This window comes from Sinorhizobium sp. 8-89, from assembly GCF_030124325.1.
Classification (GTDB): Bacteria; Pseudomonadota; Alphaproteobacteria; order Rhizobiales; family Rhizobiaceae; genus Sinorhizobium.
Genome location: NZ_JASKLR010000006.1, coordinates 90,408 through 109,687, shown reverse-complemented (window position 1 = coordinate 109,687; position 19,280 = coordinate 90,408). Strand labels below are relative to the sequence as shown.

Below are 19,280 nucleotides of genomic sequence, written 5' to 3'. Positions count from 1 at the left end.
AGGACTGAGTTGTAAAGCCCCGAGGGAACTGGAGTCGCAGGCCATATCTTCATTGCCCGCGAGATCGTCCGCGAGGCCTGCGGCGAGCCCGCCACTTGTCAATTTCCACGACTAGGAGGGCAGACGATGCTGCACCAAGCAGGAGCGCCCACTCTGAGAACGAGATCGGTGAAACTTGCAGGGTCTCTCTGAGGATCGGAGTGTACATCGCAGCGATATGAAGGCCCTGGGCCGCTGCGATTGAGAGAAGGAGAAGCGGGTTGGCAAGCAAGCCAAGCTGGAAGACGGACTTGCGCTCGGAGCGGCTCGCGAGCGTCTGGAAGTTCTCGAAAAGCACAAACAACAACAGCAGCAGATTGCGGGCTTCGCTCTCGCCGTAGCCCTGCTCGAGCAGAACATAGAACATCGCGAAACCGCCGGCTCCCATGACGAGCGTGGACTGCCATATGCGCCGAATCATCAGCCGATCGAAGATCGGTTCGGACGGCCTGCGTGGCGCGCGGCCAAGTTCGTCACCTTCTGGACTTTCACCGGCAAGAGCAATGTCTTGAACGCCGTTGGTTACAAGGTTGAGCCAGAGCAATTGCACGGGAAGAAGGGGCATCGGCAAGCCGAGAGGTATTGCCAGCAGAAAGAGCAGCAATTCTGCGGCGCCTGTCGACATCAGCATGAAAATGACCTTGCGGATATTCGCATAGGCGACCCGGCCCTCGCGGATTCCGCTGACGATCGAAGCGAAGTTGTCATCGGTGATGATGATGTCCGCGCTCTCCTTGGCCACCTCCGTGCCCTTTCGCCCCATCGCCACACCAATATGCGCGTGCTTCAGCGCGGGTGCGTCGTTGACGCCGTCGCCCGTGACGGCGACGAAGTGGCCGTTGCGCGCGAGCGAGAGGACGAGAGCGAGTTTTTGCGAAGGAGCCACACGTGCGTAGATGCGGCCGTGGCGGGTCAGGGTATCGAGACTTTCCTGTCCGTTCTCCTCAGCCCGGCGCACAGCTTCGCCGGTGACTACCTGATCTTCGGTGAAGATCAGTCCGGCCCCCGAGGCGATCGCCGCTGCGGTCTTGGGGTCGTCGCCAGTCACCATCGCGACGTCCAGCCCTGCTGAGTGGCAATCGCGAATTGCCTGCGGTACCTCCGGACGCACAGGATCCTGCATTCCGGCGAGCCCCAGGAAGACGAGATCGACGAGGAGGTGACGACCTAAGCCTCCATCTGCCTCGATTGCCGTCTCGCCTTCCGCAAAGGCAAGCACTCGAAGGCCGCGCGCGGCCATCTCTTCTTTTTGCCGGAGAAGGACTTCCCGATCGATCGGCTCGGCGCGGCCAGCCACATCCATCCGATCGGCCATGTCGATCAGGGTTTCTGCGGCGCCTTTGACGAAGATGCGGATGCTGTCGCCGTGTCGGTGAAATGAAGCGGCATATTTCAGGTCCGGCTCATAGGGAATCCGGGCGACGAGAGGGTAGTCATCCTCGATTGCCTCGCGCGGCAGCCCTGCCTTGTACGCCGCTGCCAGCAATGCAATGTCGACCGTATCGCCGACGGCGGTCCAGCCGTTGTCTTGTCGGGTGAGCGATCCTTCATTCGGCAGCGAAGCCGCCTTTAACAGGGCAATGGCGCGTTCTCGCGCCTCCGCGGGAGGAGTTCCATCGCTCCGGATCGTGCAGGCGTCCAGATCAGCACCAGTATCGCAGACGATACCAGTGCCATCCGGCAGCCGGATATCCGTTACGGTCAACTCGTTGAGCGTCAGGGTGCCTGTCTTGTCGGTGGCGATCATCGTGCAGGAGCCAAGCGCTTCCACGGCCGGCATCCACCTCACGATGACATGTGCTTTCGCCATACGCCGCATGCTGATTGCCAGCGCGACCGAGATCGCTATCGGCAGCCCTTCCGGAATCGCGCTCACCGCCAGGCCAACGGACATCATGAAGAGATCACTCGGCGACATCGACCGAGCGATCCCGACGAGAATGAGAAGCACTACAGCAGCAGCGACGACCCAGGCGATGAACTGCGAAAAGCGTTCCATTCTGATCATCAAGGGGGGCTTGGAGACGGACGCCTTGCCGATCTCGGCCGCGATTTTTCCAATCTCAGTAGCCGCACCCGTCTCTGCTATTGTCCCTCGTCCGCGGCCGCGCGTGACGAGCGTTCCCGCGAACGCCAGGTGCCCGGCATTCACCGCGGCAGTGGCGTCAATATCCACCGCGGTTTTATGGACCGGTGCCGATTCTCCCGTCAGCAGGGATTCGTCGCAGACAAGATCGGTCGCCGACAGAATCCGGAGGTCCGCCGGCACGCGGCCGCCGGCTTCGATCAGGACCAGATCACCCGGCACCAGGAGCCGGGCGTCGATCTCCTGCACGTGTCCGTCGCGGACCACGGTCGCCTTTGGCTGCTCCAGTTTGCGCAGCGCGAGGGCCGCCTTGCCGGCCGAGTGCTCCTGCATGCAGCCTATGACACCGTTCGCGACGAGGACGATTCCGATGAACAGAGCGTCGCGCACGTCGCCCAGCGCGAGCGACACAAGCGTCGCTGCCAGCAGGATGTAAATCAGCGGACTGCGAAACTGGCGCAAGAACGTTGCGAAAAGGGAGGACGCCTGTGGCTCGGGAAGCATGTTCGGCCCAAATTGCTTGAGCCGGACCTCCGCCTCCTTCTGACCAAGCCCAGTAGAAAGGTCGTCATCCATCGCAGCGTCTTGAACGTGAGGTGCAGTGTCAACGAACGTTGCTGAGTTCATGAAATGCGCCCCGGTTACGCGAGCCTGGCTCTTTCTCGAACGTTGTTGCTTCAGACGCCCCGTGGCGCCACCCGGCTAAACGACCGTTTGGACCGCGAGATTGTCCGCGAACAGCTTTTCTCCTCCATGCGCGCGCTTTGCCGCATTGGCTGCAGTGCTGGCGCCGATATCTGCCATTCGGCCTGCTTCCTTCGAATAGTCGAGGCAGGCATTTTGCCATAAGCTGCACCACAAATCGAAAGAGTCCTTCACGTGAGCAGGTGACCAGATTTCCTGCAGATACTGTAGATCCTGCTCACAGCGGCTCTTTAGGAACGATAACGCTTCGATCTGATATCGAAGCATTGCGCTGAACGCGTCGGCCTGAAGACGACCGAGCGAGAAAAGGACGTTCGGACCCTCGAACGGGGCCGGTATTGATGTCCAACCAAGCCCAAAGGCAGGTGTGGGATGCGAATTAGTCCCGTGCATTATAGCTCCCTCATGTCGTTGCTTGATGGCTGCGAACCTGGTGGTCTGTATACTAGCCGATCCGGAGCATGCCTATTTCCGGCGCATTTAGCTGTTGCGCCCACGGTCGCTCGCGTTCAGGCACCCAAGCGCACTCGAGCATCCTCGATCCTCAAGTGGTCTTCGACGGCAGTCACGCCCGGAGCTGACCAGGCAGCGCGTTCCGCCATGACGCGTGCTCGCAGGCTCTGCACCGTTCCGCGCAATATGACGTGACTGCCCGAGACCTCCACATCGATGTTTTCGGCTTCGGTCTGCGCGTTGCGTTTCAAGGCTTCCTTGATGCCATGCCTGACATCCACCACATTCATCCTTGGGCGGATCCTGAGCTGGTTGTCGATGCCAGTGACGCCCGTCAGCACTCGAACCGAGTTCTCGGCCGCAGAGCGCTGGAAATGCCAATCGACGGTGCCCTCAAGCGTGACGAAACCTTTTTCGACCTTCACGTGGATGTCCTCAGGGGCGGAAATCGCAGCTCCCCAAGCGAGGATTTTCAGAACGCGGCCGGCAATTTCGTCATCGGCGGTTTTCTTGTGCTCCGGTAGGCGCACCTCGATCTCCTCCGCGATTGCTCGAACGCCCTTCATATGTTCGGCGATGCGTTCCGCGGCGTGTTTTTCCGCATAGCTGCGGACGTGCCCGGTAAGTGTGACGATTCCGTCCTCGACGGCAACGCCGATATTGGCAGCATCGATACTCGGCTCATATTCAAGTTCGTCCAGAATGTCCTGGCGCAGTCGAACGTCCTTGTTCATGATTCTCCTCCACCCGAGAGCGTTGTAAACTGTGGAGCAGAGTATCGCCCAGACGCGGCTCGCGGTCATTGAGGCACATCAAAGCGGATCACCGGATCGAAGGTTAGCTTGGTCACCTGGCAGAAAGGACAGACCGATGTTTATCAAGGAAATGTCCCGTCACGAATGCAACAGCGTGGTTCAGACAGGTCACGTGGCTCGTCTTGCCTGCTGCAAGGAAGACAGGCCGTATATCGTGCCCATCACCTATGCCTTCGCCGGGAAATGCCTCTACGGCTTTTCCATGCCTGGCCAAAAGATCGAGTGGATGCGCGAGAACCCGCATGTGTGCCTTGAAATCGAAGAGTTTTCAGGTGAGCGACAGTGGAAAAGCGTCCTTGTGTTCGGCCGTTACCAGGAGCTGCCGTCTAAGGGGCAGTGGCACCAAGAGTGCATACATGCCTGGTCGCTACTCGAGGCGCGGCCAAATTGGTGGGAGCCGGGCGGGCTGAAGCCGGGCAAACCGGAGATAGCCGCCGCTTCGCAGCATGTCTTCTTCTGCGTCGATATCGACGAAATGACCGGCCGTGCCGCATACGAACGTGAGACATGACGGCAAATGATAAGGCGCCGTTCTATACGGCGCCTTATTTCGATGTGACTGAGAATGTTCAGTGCACCATCAGCACCGGTACAATGGGCGCCTCGATCATCGCCCTGGTAACGCCGCCGAATATTCTTTCGCGAAGACGTGTATGTCCGTATGCACCAACCACGATCAGATCGGCGGAGGTGTCGAGTGCGTGCTGGTTGAGAACCTCGTCGACCCGGCGTCCCGCGCTCGGAAGCCGGTTGACCGTTACCTTAATGCCGCGGCGAGCAAGGTAGGTGGCAACATCCGCACCCGGTTCTTCGCCGTTTTTGGCTGACGCCGCGGCCGGATCGACCAGCACGACATTCACTTCCTCCGCGCTTTCCATCATTTCCAAAGCTTCGCGGGCCGCCCTCGCGGCTTCAATAGTCGAGTTCCATGCGAGAAGAACCCTTTTCGGACGCAGGGTGACGGATTGACGATTGGTTGCGAGCAGAACTGGTCGCGCCGAATAGAAGAGCGCGCCGTCTATGGCACGCAATCGCAACGGCGAATCCATCTTCAGACTGGCACCAATCAGTGTAACGTCAGCGTAGCGTGCCCGCTCCCCGATGTAGTCGTCGGCCCATGCCATCTCCGAGTACATGCCGTTGGCGTCGAAGGAGATTCCGAGGCCCTCCAGAGTGGCTCGTGCTTCCTCCACCGCCTTGTCCAATTGCTCCTTGTCGCGGGCCCGCTCGTCGAGCCAGGCGACCGACATTGCCGCAAACTCTCCAACGGGAGGTGGGGCGGCGAGCTTGACCAGGAGAACCGAGAGATGCGCATCGGCGGCCGTGCAGAGATCTGCCGCCGCTGTCAGATCGTTCTCATGGCGTTCAGCGTCGAGTACCAGGAGAATTGTCTTGTATGTCATTGCATTGCTCCTCCGAAGCCAATTGTAACTTTCGGAGATAATCTACGCCGGGGTGAGGACGGCTGCTTTGATCACGGTCAAGAAGCTCCCGCGTGGCACTGCAGCGCCAGTGCTGCAGTCTTGAATCGGTCGAGTGCGGCGAGTTTGCTTGTCAGCAGCCGGCATTAGTAGCAGTGCCTGTGTTTCATTGTGGGGAATGTCAGCGGACCATCAACATCGGCACAATCGGTGCCTCGATCATTGCTTTGGTGACACCGCCGAATATCTTCTCGCGAAGACGTGTGTGTCCGTATGCGCCCATGACGATCAAATCGGCGGAGGTCTCAACTGCATGCTGGTTGAGAACCTCCTCGACCCGGCGTCCTGCGCTAGGAAGCCGATCGACGGTCACTTTGATGCCGTGGCGGGCAAGATAAGTCGCAACATCCGCGCCAGGTTCCTCGCCGTTGCGGCGAGACGCCGCCGTCGGGTCAACCAACACGACTTGTACGCTTTCGGCGTTTCTCATCATGTCGAGCGCTTCGCGGGCCGCCCTTGTGGATTCAAAACTTGAGTTCCACGCCAGCAAAATCTTCTTCGGAAGCAACGTAACCGGTTGGCGATGGGCAGCAAGCAGGACGGGGCGCGCCGAACAGAAAAGCACGCCCTCGATGAAGCGCGTCCGCAATGCGGGATCCATTCCGGTTCCGATCAATGTAACGTCTGCGTAGCGTGCCCGCTCTCCAATGAGGTTATTGTCCCATGCAGTCTCGATGTACTCGCCGGCGACATCGAACGATATTCCGACGTCCTTGAGCTTCGTTCGCGCCGCCACAACGGCCTTGTCGAGCTGTTCGAACTCGTCCATCCGCATGTCCAAGCACGCGACCGAGAGGCCCGCATGGTCCCCGAACTGAAGTGGAGCCGCGACCTTCACCAGGAGTACCGAGAGATGAGCGTTGGCGGCGGCGCAGAGATCTGCCGCCTCTGTGAGGTCCGTCTCAAACTGGTTTGCATCGAGCACTTGAAGAACTGACTTGTAAGTCATTGCTCTGGTTTCCCAGACCGTGTGGAATTCTGAAAGCCAATCTACGCCAGATGTGGGCCGACACATTGATCCCGGTCAAGAAGTTCCCGCCTGAGGCTGCAGCGCCAGTGTCGCAATCCTCAGGGTTGAATCGGCGGGGTGCGACGAAATCGCAAATCCAAACTCGCGGCACATTCTGAGCATCTTCGCATTGTCACTTAGAACGAGACCTTCGAGGCGTTGCAGGCCATCGGCCGCAGCATAGTCCTTGAGGAGAGCGAGGAGAGCCCAGCCAAGACCATGCCCCTGCAAGTCGGTCCTGATTAGCAAGCCATATTCCGCGGACTCGTGATCGGGATCTGCGTAAATTCTAGCGATTCCCGCAAGCTCGCCGCTTTCATTATCGAGCGCGACGAAAGCCATCTCGCGCTCGTAATCGATCTGCGTCAGCCTCACGAGCATCTGGTCGTTGAAGTGACCGCGGGATGCCAGGAAACGAAATCGGATGTCAGCCGCGGACGTTTTTGCCAGGAAGGCAGGATAGAGAGCAGCGTCTAGCGGTCTGATCGGCCGCAGCTCATAAACACGCCCCGCGAGCCCGATCTGCTTTTCCCAATCGCTCGGATATGGGCGGATCGCGAGATCGCGATTGGGACTGGGGCGCGCGATTGCCTGCGGGTCTATTTCGATGCGCGCGTCAAGCGCGATGACGCCCTCGGCGCTGGCGACCAACGGATTAATATCCATCGACAACACACAGGGGAAATCGACGATGACTTGTGATAGCGCCGTAAGTGCTCTGCAGATCGCTTTCCTATCTGCGGCCGGCTGGTTGCGGAAGCCGGCAAGGAGCTTCCCGACGCGTGTCTGGTCAATGAGGTCGCCCGCAAGCACGGCATCGAGCGGGGGAAGCGCGACCGCGCTGTCTGCGACCACTTCAACGGAAACACCTCCAGATCCGAATAGAATGACCGGACCGAAGATCGGATCTCGGGTGATGCCCAGGATCAGTTCCCACGCATGTTTGCGTTCAATCATCGGCTGGACCGTAAATCCGTCGACTACGGCAGCCGGGTCGTGCGCCTTGAGCCGCGCAGCAATTCTCTCGGCAGCTTCGCGAGCGGCGAGGGGGGCCGGGATGTCAAGGACGACGCCGTCCACATCGGATTTGTGCGTGACCGACTTCGATACCAGTTTGACGACCACTTTCGAACCTTTTTGAAGAAGCGTAGCGGCGGCTCGTTCCGTCTCTGCCGGTGACTTTGCAATGAAGGTCTGAGGAATGGGAATGCCGTAAGCTGCGATCACCGCCTTGGCTTCCGCTTCATTCAGCATCCAGCGATCTTCGGCCGCAACCCGTCGGAAAATGGATTGCACCGAGCCGCGATCAAAGGGCGTTTCGTGGCTCTTCCTCGAGGGCACCCGCAGCAGGCCCTCCTGCGTCTTCGACCATCGAGCAAGGTAGGAAGCGGCCAAGGCGACGTCGGAAGGGGTGTCGTAGCTCGCCAATCCGGCCTCTTGTAGTACTTGACGACCGTTACGGGCGGTTTGGCCGCCCAACCAGCACGTCAAGACAGGCTTGCCTGAGATGGTGCCCGACTGCGCCAGCGAGGCGACAGCGCTTGCTGCATCGACGGGCGAGGCAAGGCCGGTCGGGCAATTCATCACGATCAGGATATCCGCTCCTGGGTCGTGAGCGACGAGCTCGATCGCGCCCCTGTAGCGCTCGGGCGCCGCATCGCCGACAATGTCGACGGGATTGGCGCGCGACCAATTGCCGGGCAAGATCCGGTCGAGTGCGCGAATAGTCTCTGGCGAAAGCTCCGCGAGCTCGCACCCGAAGTCGACCAGTCGATCCACAGCGAGAACCCCGGCTCCGCCACCATTGGTGACGATTGCGACACGGCTGCGCTGAAGAGGAGGAAAACGCGCGATGGTTTCGGTCGCGTCGAACAATTCGGCAAGGCCTTCGATCCTCAAGATACCGGCGCGTCGCAGGGCCGCGTCGACGACCTGATCGGCACCTGAAAGCGCTCCAGTATGCGTGGCGGCCGCTTTCGCTGCCTCGACGTGTCGGCCCGCCTTGATTGCGACGACCGGCTTCACCCGAGCGGCGGCGCGAGCGGCTGACAGGAATTTCCGGGGGTTGGGAACGGTCTCGAGATACATGACGATCGCACGCGTCTCGCGATCTCCAGCCAGAAGGTCGAGAAAGTCGCCGGCGTCGGCATCAGCCATATCGCCGAGGGAAATGACTTTTGAAAAGCCGACATTGTTGTCCGCCGCCCAGTCGATCAGCGACGTCGCGATCGCTCCGGATTGCGAAAGTAGCGCAATTCCGCCTGGCTGTGCCTGCAAATGCGCGAAGCTTGCATTCAACTTCGCGGACGGAACGATGAGGCCTACCGTGTTGGGACCGATGATGCGAAGGAGAAATGGTTTTGCTGCATCGAGCATCCCTTGTCTTAATCCTTGATCGGCATTGAGACCCGCCGTGATGACCACCGCCGCTCGCGTTCCCTTTACGCCCAGCTCATGGATGAGCGCGGGAACCGTTGTCGGCGGCGTGACAATGACCGCGAGATCGGGGACGCCTGGAACGTCCGCGACTCGGCGATAGCAGCGAAGGCCTGCCACCTGATCATGTTTTGGGTTTACCGGCCAGATTTCTCCCTTGAACCCGGCCGCGAGCACGTTCTCGATGACTACCCGGCCAAGCGACCCGGCTCGATTTGAGGCGCCGACAAGTGCAACCGACTGCGGATTGATGGCGTGATGAAGGTTGCGAATGCTCATGGCGCCATCTCCAGTCTTCCTTGACGAGGATATCGCGGTGTGCCGGTGGCGCGTTGATCGCGCTCAAAGCGAGGCAATCCCTGCCTGGAAATTGACTCTCCTCAATGCATTCGCGCTCGCGGCAGTGCCATCCTAACCCTTAGACACTCTGATTGCCCGACAGGAACGTCCCATGAGATCTTTAGCACTCGATGCGCGAGAAGGGGGCACATATTGGGCCACCCCGGCCGCTGACCTGATGGCCGAGTATGGTTCCCGTGCGACAGGATTGAGCAGCAGGGAAGCGCACGAGCGCCTGGCGCGCTATGGCCGCAATTCCGTCGCACGCAGAGACAGGTTTCTTGCTCTTTCGGTTCTGCTCCGGCAGTTCCGTAGCCCGCTCGTTCTCATCCTCGTATTCGCGGCCGGTATGTCGGTCCTTGTGGGCGAGCGACACGATGCAATTATCATCATTCTCATCGTTCTTATAAGTTGTGCCCTGAGCTTCATGCAGGAGTACCGGGCGTCGCGAGCAGTGGAGGCGCTTCGCAAGCGCATCGCTCAAAAGTCGACAGTGCTCAGAGACGGAGCGCCGAAAGTGATTCCGGCGTTGGAGGTCGTGCCCGGCGATATCATTCAGCTTTCCGCAGGCAACTTGGTGCCGGCGGACGGGATCATACTTGAAGCGCGGGACTTCAACGTCAGCGAAGCAGCCCTTACAGGCGAAGCGTTTCCTGTCGCGAAGTCTCCAGGAACGGTCGAGCCTGGCGCCCCGCTAGCGCGGAGATCGAACGCCGTTTTTACGGGAACCTCGGTCCGCAGCGGTACCGCAAGCGTTATCGCGATCAGGACAGGCGACACTACTGAATTTGCCGCGATTGCCTCGGCGATCGAACGGCGTAGCCCCGAGACCGAGTTCGCTCGCGGAATTCGCCGGTTCGGCTATCTTATGAGCGAGATCATGCTCGTGATCGTGATCCTCGTGTTCTTTGCCAATCTGCTTCTTCAACGCGAGCCGATCGATTCGCTCCTGTTCTCCATTGCATTGGCCGTCGGGCTCAGTCCCGAACTCCTGCCGGCCATCATCAGCATTACTCTCGCGCGTGGAGCGACAACGATGGCGCAAAGTGGAGTCCTCGTCCGGCGCCTCGAGGCAATCGAGAATCTCGGCAGCATGAACCTGCTGTGTACCGACAAGACGGGAACGCTTACCGAAGGGGTGGTGCATCTGGACGCTTGCCTCGACGTCAGCGGAGCGCCTTCCCCGACGGTCTATATGTGGGCGCGGTTGAATGCGTCCATGCAAACAGGGCTGCAGAACCCGCTCGACGAGGCGATTGTCGCGATAGACGCACCGCCTTCCTCGTCTCTTTATTCAAAGGTCGACGAGATTCCATATGATTTCGTGAGAAAGCGGCTATCAGTTGTCGTCCGGAAGGACGGCGATTCCGATCGCGATCTGTTGATCTGCAAGGGAGCGATCGAGAACGTGCTGGCAGTCTGTTCCTCCGTATTGAACGGAGATGCGGCGGCGCCCTTCACAGACACACAGAGGCAGGCGATCGACGAGAAATTTCGCTTCTGGAGTGGTGAGGGCTACCGAGTGCTCGGTCTGGCCGTTCGCAAAATGGCGCCACTTCTGGCATACGGAAGGCAACAGGAAGAAGGGCTGTGCTTCGCCGGTTTCCTGCTTTTTCTCGATCCACCAAAAGCCGGCATCGGCGAGAGCCTGAAGGCTCTTGCGAAGCGCGGCATCGACTTGAAGATGATCACGGGCGACAATCGTCATGTCGCCGTTCATCTGGCGAACACCATTGGCTTGCGCTCGTCGCAGATACTTACGGGCGAAGACTTGTCGAAGATTACAAGGGACTCGTTGTTCGCACGAGCGCCCGATATCGATCTCTTCGTTGAGATCGACCCGAACCAGAAAGAGCGCGTAATCGAGGCGCTGCGCCGCGCCGGTCACGTGGTCGGCTATCTCGGGGATGGCATCAACGATGCGCCTGCCTTGCATCAGGCCGACGTCGGCATCACTGTCGACGGCGCCGTCGATGTTGCGCGAGAAGCGGCGGACATCGTGCTGTTGAGACGTGATCTTAATGTTCTTCTTCGCGGCATCGAGGAGGGGCGCAGGTCCTTTGCCAATACGATGAAATACATATCGATCACGACGAGCGCGAACTTCGGCAACATGATCAGCATGGCTTTCGCCTCTTTGTTTCTGCCGTTCCTGCCACTGCTCGCCAAACAGATCCTTCTCAACAACCTCTTGTCTGATGTGCCGGCGCTCGCCATCGCAGGCGACAAGGTCGATCGCGAGGAAACACGACGCCCCCGCCGTTGGGACATCGGTTACGTGCGTGGCTTCATGGTGAGCTTCGGTCTGGTGAGTTCTTTCTTCGACTTCCTTACCTTTGCAGGTCTTGTTCTGGTGGCAAGGGCAACGCCAGCGACATTTCAGACCGCCTGGTTCGTCGAGTCACTGCTCACCGAATTGGCAATCGTGCTGATCGTGCGGACGCGGTCCTTGTTCTGGCGGAGCAGACCAGGTTGGCTTTTGTCACTCTTGACCCTGGCGACGGCGGTCACGGCCGTCATCCTTCCCTATGCGCCTTTCGCGGACTGGTTCGGCTTCGTGCCGTTGCCATGGCCGATCATGCTGGGAGTGCTGCTGATCACGGCGGCGTACCTGATGGCTTCCGAGGCGACTAAGCACTGGTTCAATCGGTGGGACAGCCGGGTGCGTAGCAGGTCGTATTATCCTGAGCTCGTGTTAGAGGAAGAACTCTGAAAGCCCCAAGCTCCACTTGATGGGTTTCGCTACCTCGCGCGTCAATCGAGCAGTTCTCGGAGCCGCACTGCCAACTCTCTGGCGGTGTAGGGCTTTTGCAGCCAGCTTCCTGCCGCCCCGCCGGCCGCGTTCGGCTCGGCGTAGCCTGACGTGAGCAGCGTCTTCACATTTGGTCTTAGCGAGCGCACGTGCTGGGCCAATTCGCCGCCATTCATTCCGCCCGGCATTATCATGTCCGTGAAGACGAGGGAGACTTCGGGATGCTCCGCAAGCAGTTGAAGTGCCTGCGCGCCGGCTTCCGCCTCGATGACAGAATATCCGGCGTCGCGCAGTCGCGAAACGACGACGCGGCGCACCCGCGCATCGTCCTCCACGACGAGGATCGTCTCATGGCCGGTCGGAATAGGTTCTGGGGCGGCATTTTCATCTGCGCCAATCTGCGCGAGCTGACTTTCTCCCCGCGCCGCAGGCAGGAAGATGCGAACGCTCGTTCCCCGATCAAGTTCACTATAGAGCTGAATATGCCCCCCGGATTGTTTGACGAAGCCGTAGACCATGCTGAGGCCGAGGCCTGTTCCCGCACCGGTTCCCTTGGTTGTATAGAACGGCTCAAATGCGTGACGTCTGACGTCCTCGGTCATCCCGACGCCAGTGTCGGTGACGGCAACGAGAACATAGTGTCCCATTCGAATTTCGGGGTACATCAGAGCGTAATCGCGGCCGAGGATTGTCGTCGAAATCTCGATTGTCAGGCGGCCGCCGTCCTGCATCGCGTCGCGCGCATTCAGACCCAGATTCAAAAGCGAGTTCTGGAGCTGGGAGACATCGATGAGGGCGAGGTTGCTGCTGCCGTTTACGATCGTCGATAGGTCTATGGTCTCCCCCAGGGTTCTGGTGAGCAGTTTCGAAAAGTTCGTGACGAGTTCGCCAACGTCCACAAGCTTGGGGTTGAGTGGCTGCCGCCGGCCGAATGCAAGCAGCTGTGCCGTCAGCTTTGCCCCATCGTCGGCGGCCGCCTGCGCTTCTCGCAAGAAGCCTTTCAGCCTTTCGTCTTGCAGCCGAGCCTCGATCATTTCCAGGTTCCCGGTAATCACCGTCAGCAGATTGTTAAAATCATGCGCCAAGCCGCCGGTGAGCTGCCCGACGGCTTCCATTTTCTGCGCTTGTCTGAGCTCTTCCTCAATGCGCTGGCGGCTGGTCAGATCCCGAATGAAGCCAGTGAATATACGGCGTCCGTCGGACATCGCTTCTCCCACTGAAAGCTCCATCGGAAACACTGTGCCATCCTTTCGTAGTCCTGCAACGACCCGTCCAATTCCGATGATGCGTCGCTCCCCGGTGCGCAGATAATTATTCAAGTAATGGTCATGTGCCTCGCGATGAGGCGAGGGCATCAAGATTTTGACGTTGGATCCAACGACATCGCTTTCGGCATAACCGAACAGGCGTTCCGCGGCTGCGCTGAAAGAGGAAATCGCGCCGCTCTCGTTGATCACCACCATTGCTTCTGGAACGGTATCGAGAATCGAGCGAAGATGTGCCTCGCGCGCCGCCAGATCAGCCTGCGCGCGTTTAAGATTCGTGATGTCGCTGCTGGCCTGCTCGACCACGTCGTTCCTTTCTGCCCCGCCGCCCTTATGCGCTGGCGGATGCATGCTGCGCCCGCGCCATTGGCGAGGGCAACCAGTGCTCGCTATCGTCACCGTCCGCCAGCGATCGAAGCGTTTCCATTTTCAGGACCGTGACCGAGCGCCGTTCCGGTATCGCGATGACACCGTTATTTGCGAGCTTGGTTATAGTGCGCGATACCGTCTCGATTGTCATGCCGAGATAATCGGCGATGTCCAGCCGCGTCATCGGAAGATCGACGACCGAAGTCCGCTTGCAGTTCTCGTTCCGCCTCATCATCAGGAAGAAATTCGCCAGCTTTGCCTCGGCGCTCCGGCGGGAAAGAAGCACGGCCTGATCCTGCGCGGCAGTCATTTCGTCACGCAGCCTCGAGAAGAGTTGCTGCTGCAAGTTTGAATGCCGCGCCACTTCATCCTCGAAACGTCGGCGAGGAAACCGGCGAAGCTCAACAGGGGAGACCGCCTCGACGGTGTAGAGATAACGTTCCTTGAGCGACACGCCGAGAAGGTCTCCAGCTTGCAAGAAACCCACGATAATCCGCCTGCCGTCGCTAAGCAGCCGCAACGCACGCAGCATGCCATCGGCGACCTCGAAAATATGCATGGCCTCGTCACCCTCCCAGAAAACGCTTTGACCTGGCGCGAATTTTTCGACTGGTTGCCGCGCAAAGAGGGAGGAAAGATCCGCCGCAGGCAAAGCCTGCGACCACGCTCCTGTACGAGCATCCTGCATGGTTACAACCTGTGCACTCATGACCTTCCCTCCACCTTCGTTGATGGTAAGAGTTGAACGCCAGGGCGTAATCACACGACGACACGCGTGCGAAAATTGGTATGATATTGTAACAGAGTGTAACGGCGCTTGGAGGGAACAGCACCGTCTGGGATTGATTCATGGCGCATGCACCGACCTTGCCCGAGCACATTCTCGTCGTCGATGACGACTCGCGGATCCGGCAGATGCTGTCGCGGTACTTCGAAGAAGAGGGGTACCGCGTCAGTCTTGCCGGCGATGGGGGCGAGATGCGTGAGTGCCTCGACAAACAATCGGCCGACATCATTCTGCTCGACCTCGTGCTGCCCGGCGAGGACGGATTGACGCTTGCGCGAGATATACGCGCGCGCTCGGACGTACCGATCATCATGTTGACTGGTCGCAACGACGTCGTCGATCGGATTGTCGGGCTGGAGGTGGGTGCCGACGACTACATCGCGAAACCCTTCCATCTTCGGGAAGTCCTGGCGCGCGTCAGGGGTGTTCTTCGTCGCCGGCAACCTCGGTCATTGTCGAGCGTCGGCGATCCTCAGTCAGAAATCTACCGTTTCGAGGGGCTGCGTCTCGATGTCGGTCGTCGCCAATTGCTGTCAGATGACGGACGAGAGATACCGCTGACGACCGGCGAGTTCGACATGCTTTGCGTACTGGTGAAGCACGCTGGCCGTGTCTTGCAGCGCGAATTGCTTATGGATCTGACACGAGGCCGTAATCTCGAACCTTTCGACCGAACGATCGACGCACAGATCGCCCGTTTGCGAAGAAAGATCGAGCGTGATCCCAACCAGCCGGCCCTTATTAAGTCGGTCAGAGGAGTCGGCTATGTTTTCAGCGCAAGGACCACGCGGCACGAAGCTTAGCTTCGTCGATTTGCCGTGCGCAACGCTGAACGTACCCTTGGGCCGAGCTTTTTCTCATTGAACGGGGATCAGAATTCCGCGGCCCTCTCCGCGCGATACATCTGGCGATCCAGGCCAATCGTCCGGTTCGAGGCCCCACACCCGAATGAAGCCGTAATGTTTGTTGCGAGCGGTCGCTGTCAAGTAGCCGAGGAGCGAACTCGATGCGCCACGCGTATCCGCGGCGCTTATGACGATGAAGACCGGCACGTCGAGCACTCGGCCGTAGATCTTGTCGTGCGCTGGGCGTATGATGCAGAGGCCGACAATGTAACCGAGTGGATTCTCTACGGTTATTACTTCTTCGGCATAGGGCGCCGGCCAGTTCCGTGCGAAGGAAATTGCGCAATACTCGCGCCAAGACGGCAAATCGAGATGGTAGCCGACAGCCTCAACCAACCGATAGGACTTGTCGACCTGTTCGCGTTTGATCGGACCGACGGAGTAGGCGACAGCCATGTTGCTCCCCCAATTGAAACGCTTCTCGCCGGCGCCTCTGAGCCCTGTCCGGCGTTTGACCAAAGCGCGCCTTCAGGCGTGGCATCGGCGAGGGCGTAGGCCCGTGTGCAATTTGCCCTGGCCAAGACGTCATTCAATGCTGCGAGGCGATACATTTTCGCCGCATTCCGACGTTGCAGACGAATTTCCAGGAAGTGGCCGCCGCGGTCATTGATGTCCATCAAAGAGCCGGAGGCTGCACGAATTTGATGAGAGTCAAAGCCGCCAAGTCCGATCTGTTGTTCAGTGAGCGCGAGGAATTACGCAGCGTTACCGTGCGGCTGCGATTTCGGCGCGTTCCAGTTCACTGAAGAAAAAGCGATGGGGGCATGTCGTGTCCATCAGTCTCCGCGGCCGTAGCGTGCTGACGCTCGATGAGTTCACGCCGGAGGAAATCCGGCATCTGTTGCAGCTCGCCGCCGAGCTGAAAGTGGCGAGGCGAAACGGCAACGAAACTCCCCGTCTTAGGGGCAAGAATATTGCGCTCTGCGTCGAAGCTGACTCGGTCAGCGTCTTAGGATCCGAAGTTGCGGCTTATGATCAAGGCGCGCGCATCGTCAGACTGACGCTTCCGGTGAGCCATGCGGGGCAATGGGGGTCGATCGAGGACACGGCTCAAGTGCTCGGAAGGATCTACGATGCCATCGAATATTGCGGCCATGCCCAAAGCGCTGTCGAGGAGCTCGCAGCACACGCGCACGTGCCGGTTTACAATGGCTGCACCGACGAATCTCATCCAATCCAGGCGTTGGCGGATTTCCTGACGATGCAAGAGTTTGCCGACAAGGCGCCGTCCGAGATCGCCATCGCCTTCCTCGGTAACGGCCGCAGCCCCATCGCCGCATCGCTTGCCCTAGGGGCGGCCAAGCTCGGCATGGACTTCCGCATCGCATCACCGCCGATATTCTGGCCGGCTTCGTCCTTCATCGATCACGTGACGCTGCAAGCGCGCAAGAATGGTGGGAAGTTCACGGTGCTGGAACATGTGGGCGCCGCGGTATTGGGCGCAGATTTCGTCTACACGGCTTCCTGGCTCGGAGAGCACGAGGCCGGGTGGGCTGAGCGCATCAGGCTGCTGTCGCCATTCGCCGTCAGGGCGAACGTCATGGAGGCAACCGATAACCCGCATTGCAAGTTCATGCATTGCTTGCCCGCATTCCACGACCGGAGCACAAAGGCTGGAGCGCGCATTGCGAAGCAGTTCGGGCTCGACTGCATGGAGGTCACCGACTCAATCTTTGGGTCGAAAGCTTCCGTCGTCTTCGACCAGGCGGCAAACCGCATGCACGCCATCAAGGCGATTTTTGTCGCGACCATTGGGGACCCGCAAACCGCTTCGTCAGACGCGCAAAGGACGCTGTGGCCCTTTGACATGCGGTAGGCGTCCGGACTGAGTGGACTTCGTTCCATTTGCCGCCCAGGCCTGATGCCGACGCATGGCGGTATGCATCTTTGATCCGCATCAAGTCGCCCGCCGATGCAAGCGTGCATGCTTCGATATTGTCGTCTTTCGATGAGGTCCGTGCTGTGGCGATTGAACCGATCATCCGTTTTCATGGTGCCGCGGGAACCGTTACCGGCTCCTGCCAACTCGTCGAATTTGGTGCCACGAAGATCCTCGTCGACTGCGGTCTTTTCCAAGGATCCAAGACCGAGAAGGAACTGAATTACCGCCCCTTTCCCTTCGACCCCAGGAAGATCGACGCCGTCATACTCACACATGCGCATATCGACCATTCGGGCCTGCTGCCGAAGCTTGTCAGGCTTGGCTATGATGGCCCGATTTTCGCTACGCCTGCGACCACAGACCTCTGCTCCGTCATGCTGCCGGACTCTGCGCACATTCAGGAGAGCGAAGTCGACCAGCTCAATCGCCGCAACCTGCGCCGGGGCCGTCAGACCGTGACGCCGATTTACAACGCACGCGACGCCGCCGCCGCCATCACCCTGTTTCGGCAAGTGCGCCTCGGCTCCTGGGAGAAGGCGGGCGAAGGAATTCGCTTCCGTTTCTGGAATGCCGGACATCTGCTCGGATCGGCCTCCGTCGAGATGGAGATCGATGCCGCACCGTCGCCGTTGCGCCTGTTGTTTTCCGGCGATATCGGTCCGCGTTACAAGCTCCTGCAATTCGATGCGAAAGCGCCGAGCGGCTGGAACTATGTCATTTGCGAGAGCACCTACGGCAATGTCGAGCGCGAGGAAGCGGACGATGCCGCTCGACGTCACATCCTGCGCTCCGAGGTGCTGACCGCAGCGCATCCAAACGGCGCTCTTCTCATCCCCTCTTTCGCGGTGGAACGCACGCAGGAACTGCTCACAGACCTGGTATATCTGATGGAAACGGGTGGTGTCCCCAAGTGCCCTATCATCATCGACTCTCCCTTGGCGACACGCGCGAGCGAGATCTTCCACCGGCATGCGCGCGAGCTTGAGAACGGCGATGTTCTTGTCAGGGCAATCGAGGCGAAGAACGTGCGCTTCACCGAGACGGCGGAGCAGTCCAAGGCGATTGATTTGGTCAGGGGTTTCCACATCGTCATCGCGGCGAGCGGAATGTGCGAGGCGGGGCGCATTCGGCACCGGTTGAAGAACTGGCTCTGGCGAGACGAGGCGACGGTGTTGTTGGTCGGGTATCAGGCGAACGGCACGCTCGGGCGCTTTCTCGAAGACGGCGCCTCGACGGTGCGCATCCAGGGCGACGATATCCGCGTCCGCGCTCGGATCAGGAAGTTGGACATCTATAGCGGTCATGCCGATGGCGGTGAGCTTGCCGACTGGGTGCAGGCCCGGCAGCCGATCAGCGCTGGCGTCTTTCTCGTCCACGGAGAGGACGAGGCCCTTGAGGGGCTCAGGGAACGCCTCCTGGCCGTCCTATCCGAGGATCGCCTGATCAGACCGAACCTGGACAGCGCTTTTCGTCTGAGCCTGCAAGGAGCGGTCGAGATTTCCGAAGCGACGACTCCGCCGCGGATCGATCCGATCCTCGCGGGAAGGACCGATTGGCACAACGATTTCCAGTCGCTCGTCCTCGATTTGCAGGATGAATTGGCCAAGGCCGCGGACGACAAGGCGCGTCGAGTCGTAATCCGCCGGCTGCGACGTGCCCTGCAGGAAAAAGCATGAGATGCGCGTGCTTCGGGTTGTGACGCAAGATCAGAGGGGAAACCCACGTGAGCCAACCAATTGATCAGCGATGCCGCGGGAACGGCAGCACACTCGCGTGTCGTGGTCTTCGGCTGGTGGTTAACTGGCGCACGCTGGAAATCTTCCTCTACGGCTGGTGGCCGATCGTACGCCGGCACCGACTCTATCGTCGCCTCGCCGCGGCAACAGTCAACGTCCTGTCGGTCGGATCTTTCTCGCCCTCCTCGGACGAGCGCGCGAATTGATGCGCATCAATGCAT

At 59.7% G+C, this 19,280-nt stretch carries 15 protein-coding genes; 6 read left to right on the top strand and 9 right to left on the bottom strand.

Annotation, left to right across the window (positions count from 1 at the left end; genetic code table 11):
- Positions 1–49: 49 nt before the first annotated feature.
- From QN219_RS14440 to QN219_RS14430, 3 genes are all read right to left on the bottom strand, one after another.
- Entirely contained in the window at positions 50–2,701 is a 2,652-nt protein-coding gene (locus QN219_RS14440; RefSeq protein WP_284000409.1) for an HAD-IC family P-type ATPase, read from the bottom strand.
- A gap of 126 nt (positions 2,702–2,827) precedes the next feature.
- Positions 2,828–3,223 (bottom strand): hypothetical protein, encoded by a 396-nt coding sequence (locus QN219_RS14435; protein WP_284000408.1) that lies wholly within the window; start codon positions 3,221–3,223, stop codon positions 2,828–2,830.
- A 116-nt stretch (positions 3,224–3,339) separates the two neighbouring features.
- Positions 3,340–4,017: a BON domain-containing protein gene (locus QN219_RS14430; protein ID WP_284000407.1), complete on the bottom strand. Its 678-nt coding sequence runs from the start codon at positions 4,015–4,017 to the stop codon at positions 3,340–3,342.
- Between the two features lie 136 nt (positions 4,018–4,153).
- Between QN219_RS14430 and QN219_RS14425 the strand changes: the two genes are divergently transcribed.
- The gene (locus tag QN219_RS14425; RefSeq protein ID WP_284000406.1) at positions 4,154–4,609 is read left to right on the top strand and encodes a pyridoxamine 5'-phosphate oxidase family protein; all 456 of its coding nucleotides are present in this window, start codon (positions 4,154–4,156) and stop codon (positions 4,607–4,609) included.
- A gap of 58 nt (positions 4,610–4,667) precedes the next feature.
- Here QN219_RS14425 and QN219_RS14420 read toward each other — a convergent pair whose 3' ends face one another.
- The 3 genes from QN219_RS14420 to QN219_RS14410 all read right to left on the bottom strand — a co-directional run bounded on the left by QN219_RS14420 (position 4,668) and on the right by QN219_RS14410 (position 9,303).
- Complete coding sequence (locus tag QN219_RS14420; RefSeq protein ID WP_284000405.1) at positions 4,668–5,501, bottom strand: universal stress protein; 834 nt, start codon at positions 5,499–5,501, stop codon at positions 4,668–4,670.
- Between the two features lie 199 nt (positions 5,502–5,700).
- Positions 5,701–6,528, bottom strand: a complete 828-nt coding sequence (locus QN219_RS14415; RefSeq protein ID WP_284000404.1) for a universal stress protein — start codon at positions 6,526–6,528, stop codon at positions 5,701–5,703.
- Between the two features lie 75 nt (positions 6,529–6,603).
- On the bottom strand, positions 6,604–9,303 hold the full coding sequence (locus QN219_RS14410) for a bifunctional acetate--CoA ligase family protein/GNAT family N-acetyltransferase (RefSeq protein ID WP_284000403.1): 2,700 nt from the start codon (positions 9,301–9,303) through the stop codon (positions 6,604–6,606).
- A gap of 172 nt (positions 9,304–9,475) precedes the next feature.
- Here QN219_RS14410 and mgtA point away from each other — a divergent pair, with 172 nt between their 5' ends.
- A complete protein-coding gene (mgtA, locus tag QN219_RS14405) occupies positions 9,476–12,076 on the top strand; it encodes a magnesium-translocating P-type ATPase (RefSeq protein WP_284000402.1) in 2,601 nt (866 codons plus the stop codon).
- Positions 12,077–12,117: 41 nt separating this feature from the next.
- Here the strand turns inward: mgtA and QN219_RS14400 are convergent, their stop codons facing one another.
- On the bottom strand, positions 12,118–13,731 hold the full coding sequence (locus tag QN219_RS14400; RefSeq protein ID WP_284000401.1) for a PAS domain S-box protein: 1,614 nt from the start codon (positions 13,729–13,731) through the stop codon (positions 12,118–12,120).
- Positions 13,712–14,458: a Crp/Fnr family transcriptional regulator gene (locus tag QN219_RS14395; RefSeq protein ID WP_284000400.1), complete on the bottom strand. Its 747-nt coding sequence runs from the start codon at positions 14,456–14,458 to the stop codon at positions 13,712–13,714. Before QN219_RS14395 ends, QN219_RS14400 begins: the two co-directional genes overlap by 20 nt.
- A gap of 140 nt (positions 14,459–14,598) precedes the next feature.
- Between QN219_RS14395 and QN219_RS14390 the strand changes: the two genes are divergently transcribed.
- Positions 14,599–15,339, top strand: a complete 741-nt coding sequence (locus QN219_RS14390; RefSeq protein WP_284000399.1) for a response regulator — start codon at positions 14,599–14,601, stop codon at positions 15,337–15,339.
- 54 nt (positions 15,340–15,393) lie between these two features.
- On the opposite strand, the gene QN219_RS14385 is transcribed toward QN219_RS14390, so the two are convergent.
- The gene (locus QN219_RS14385; RefSeq protein WP_284000398.1) at positions 15,394–15,837 is read right to left on the bottom strand and encodes a hypothetical protein; all 444 of its coding nucleotides are present in this window, start codon (positions 15,835–15,837) and stop codon (positions 15,394–15,396) included.
- Between the two features lie 373 nt (positions 15,838–16,210).
- On the opposite strand from QN219_RS14385, the gene QN219_RS14380 reads away from it, so the two are divergent.
- The 3 genes from QN219_RS14380 (at position 16,211) to QN219_RS14370 (ending at position 19,265) form a co-directional block, all read left to right on the top strand.
- On the top strand, positions 16,211–17,257 hold the full coding sequence (locus tag QN219_RS14380) for an ornithine carbamoyltransferase (RefSeq protein ID WP_284000397.1): 1,047 nt from the start codon (positions 16,211–16,213) through the stop codon (positions 17,255–17,257).
- 146 nt (positions 17,258–17,403) lie between these two features.
- A complete protein-coding gene (locus QN219_RS14375; RefSeq protein WP_284000396.1) occupies positions 17,404–18,999 on the top strand; it encodes an MBL fold metallo-hydrolase in 1,596 nt (531 codons plus the stop codon).
- Between the two features lie 47 nt (positions 19,000–19,046).
- Positions 19,047–19,265, top strand: a complete 219-nt coding sequence (locus tag QN219_RS14370) for a hypothetical protein (protein WP_284000395.1) — start codon at positions 19,047–19,049, stop codon at positions 19,263–19,265.
- The last annotated feature ends 15 nt before the right edge of the window (positions 19,266–19,280 follow it).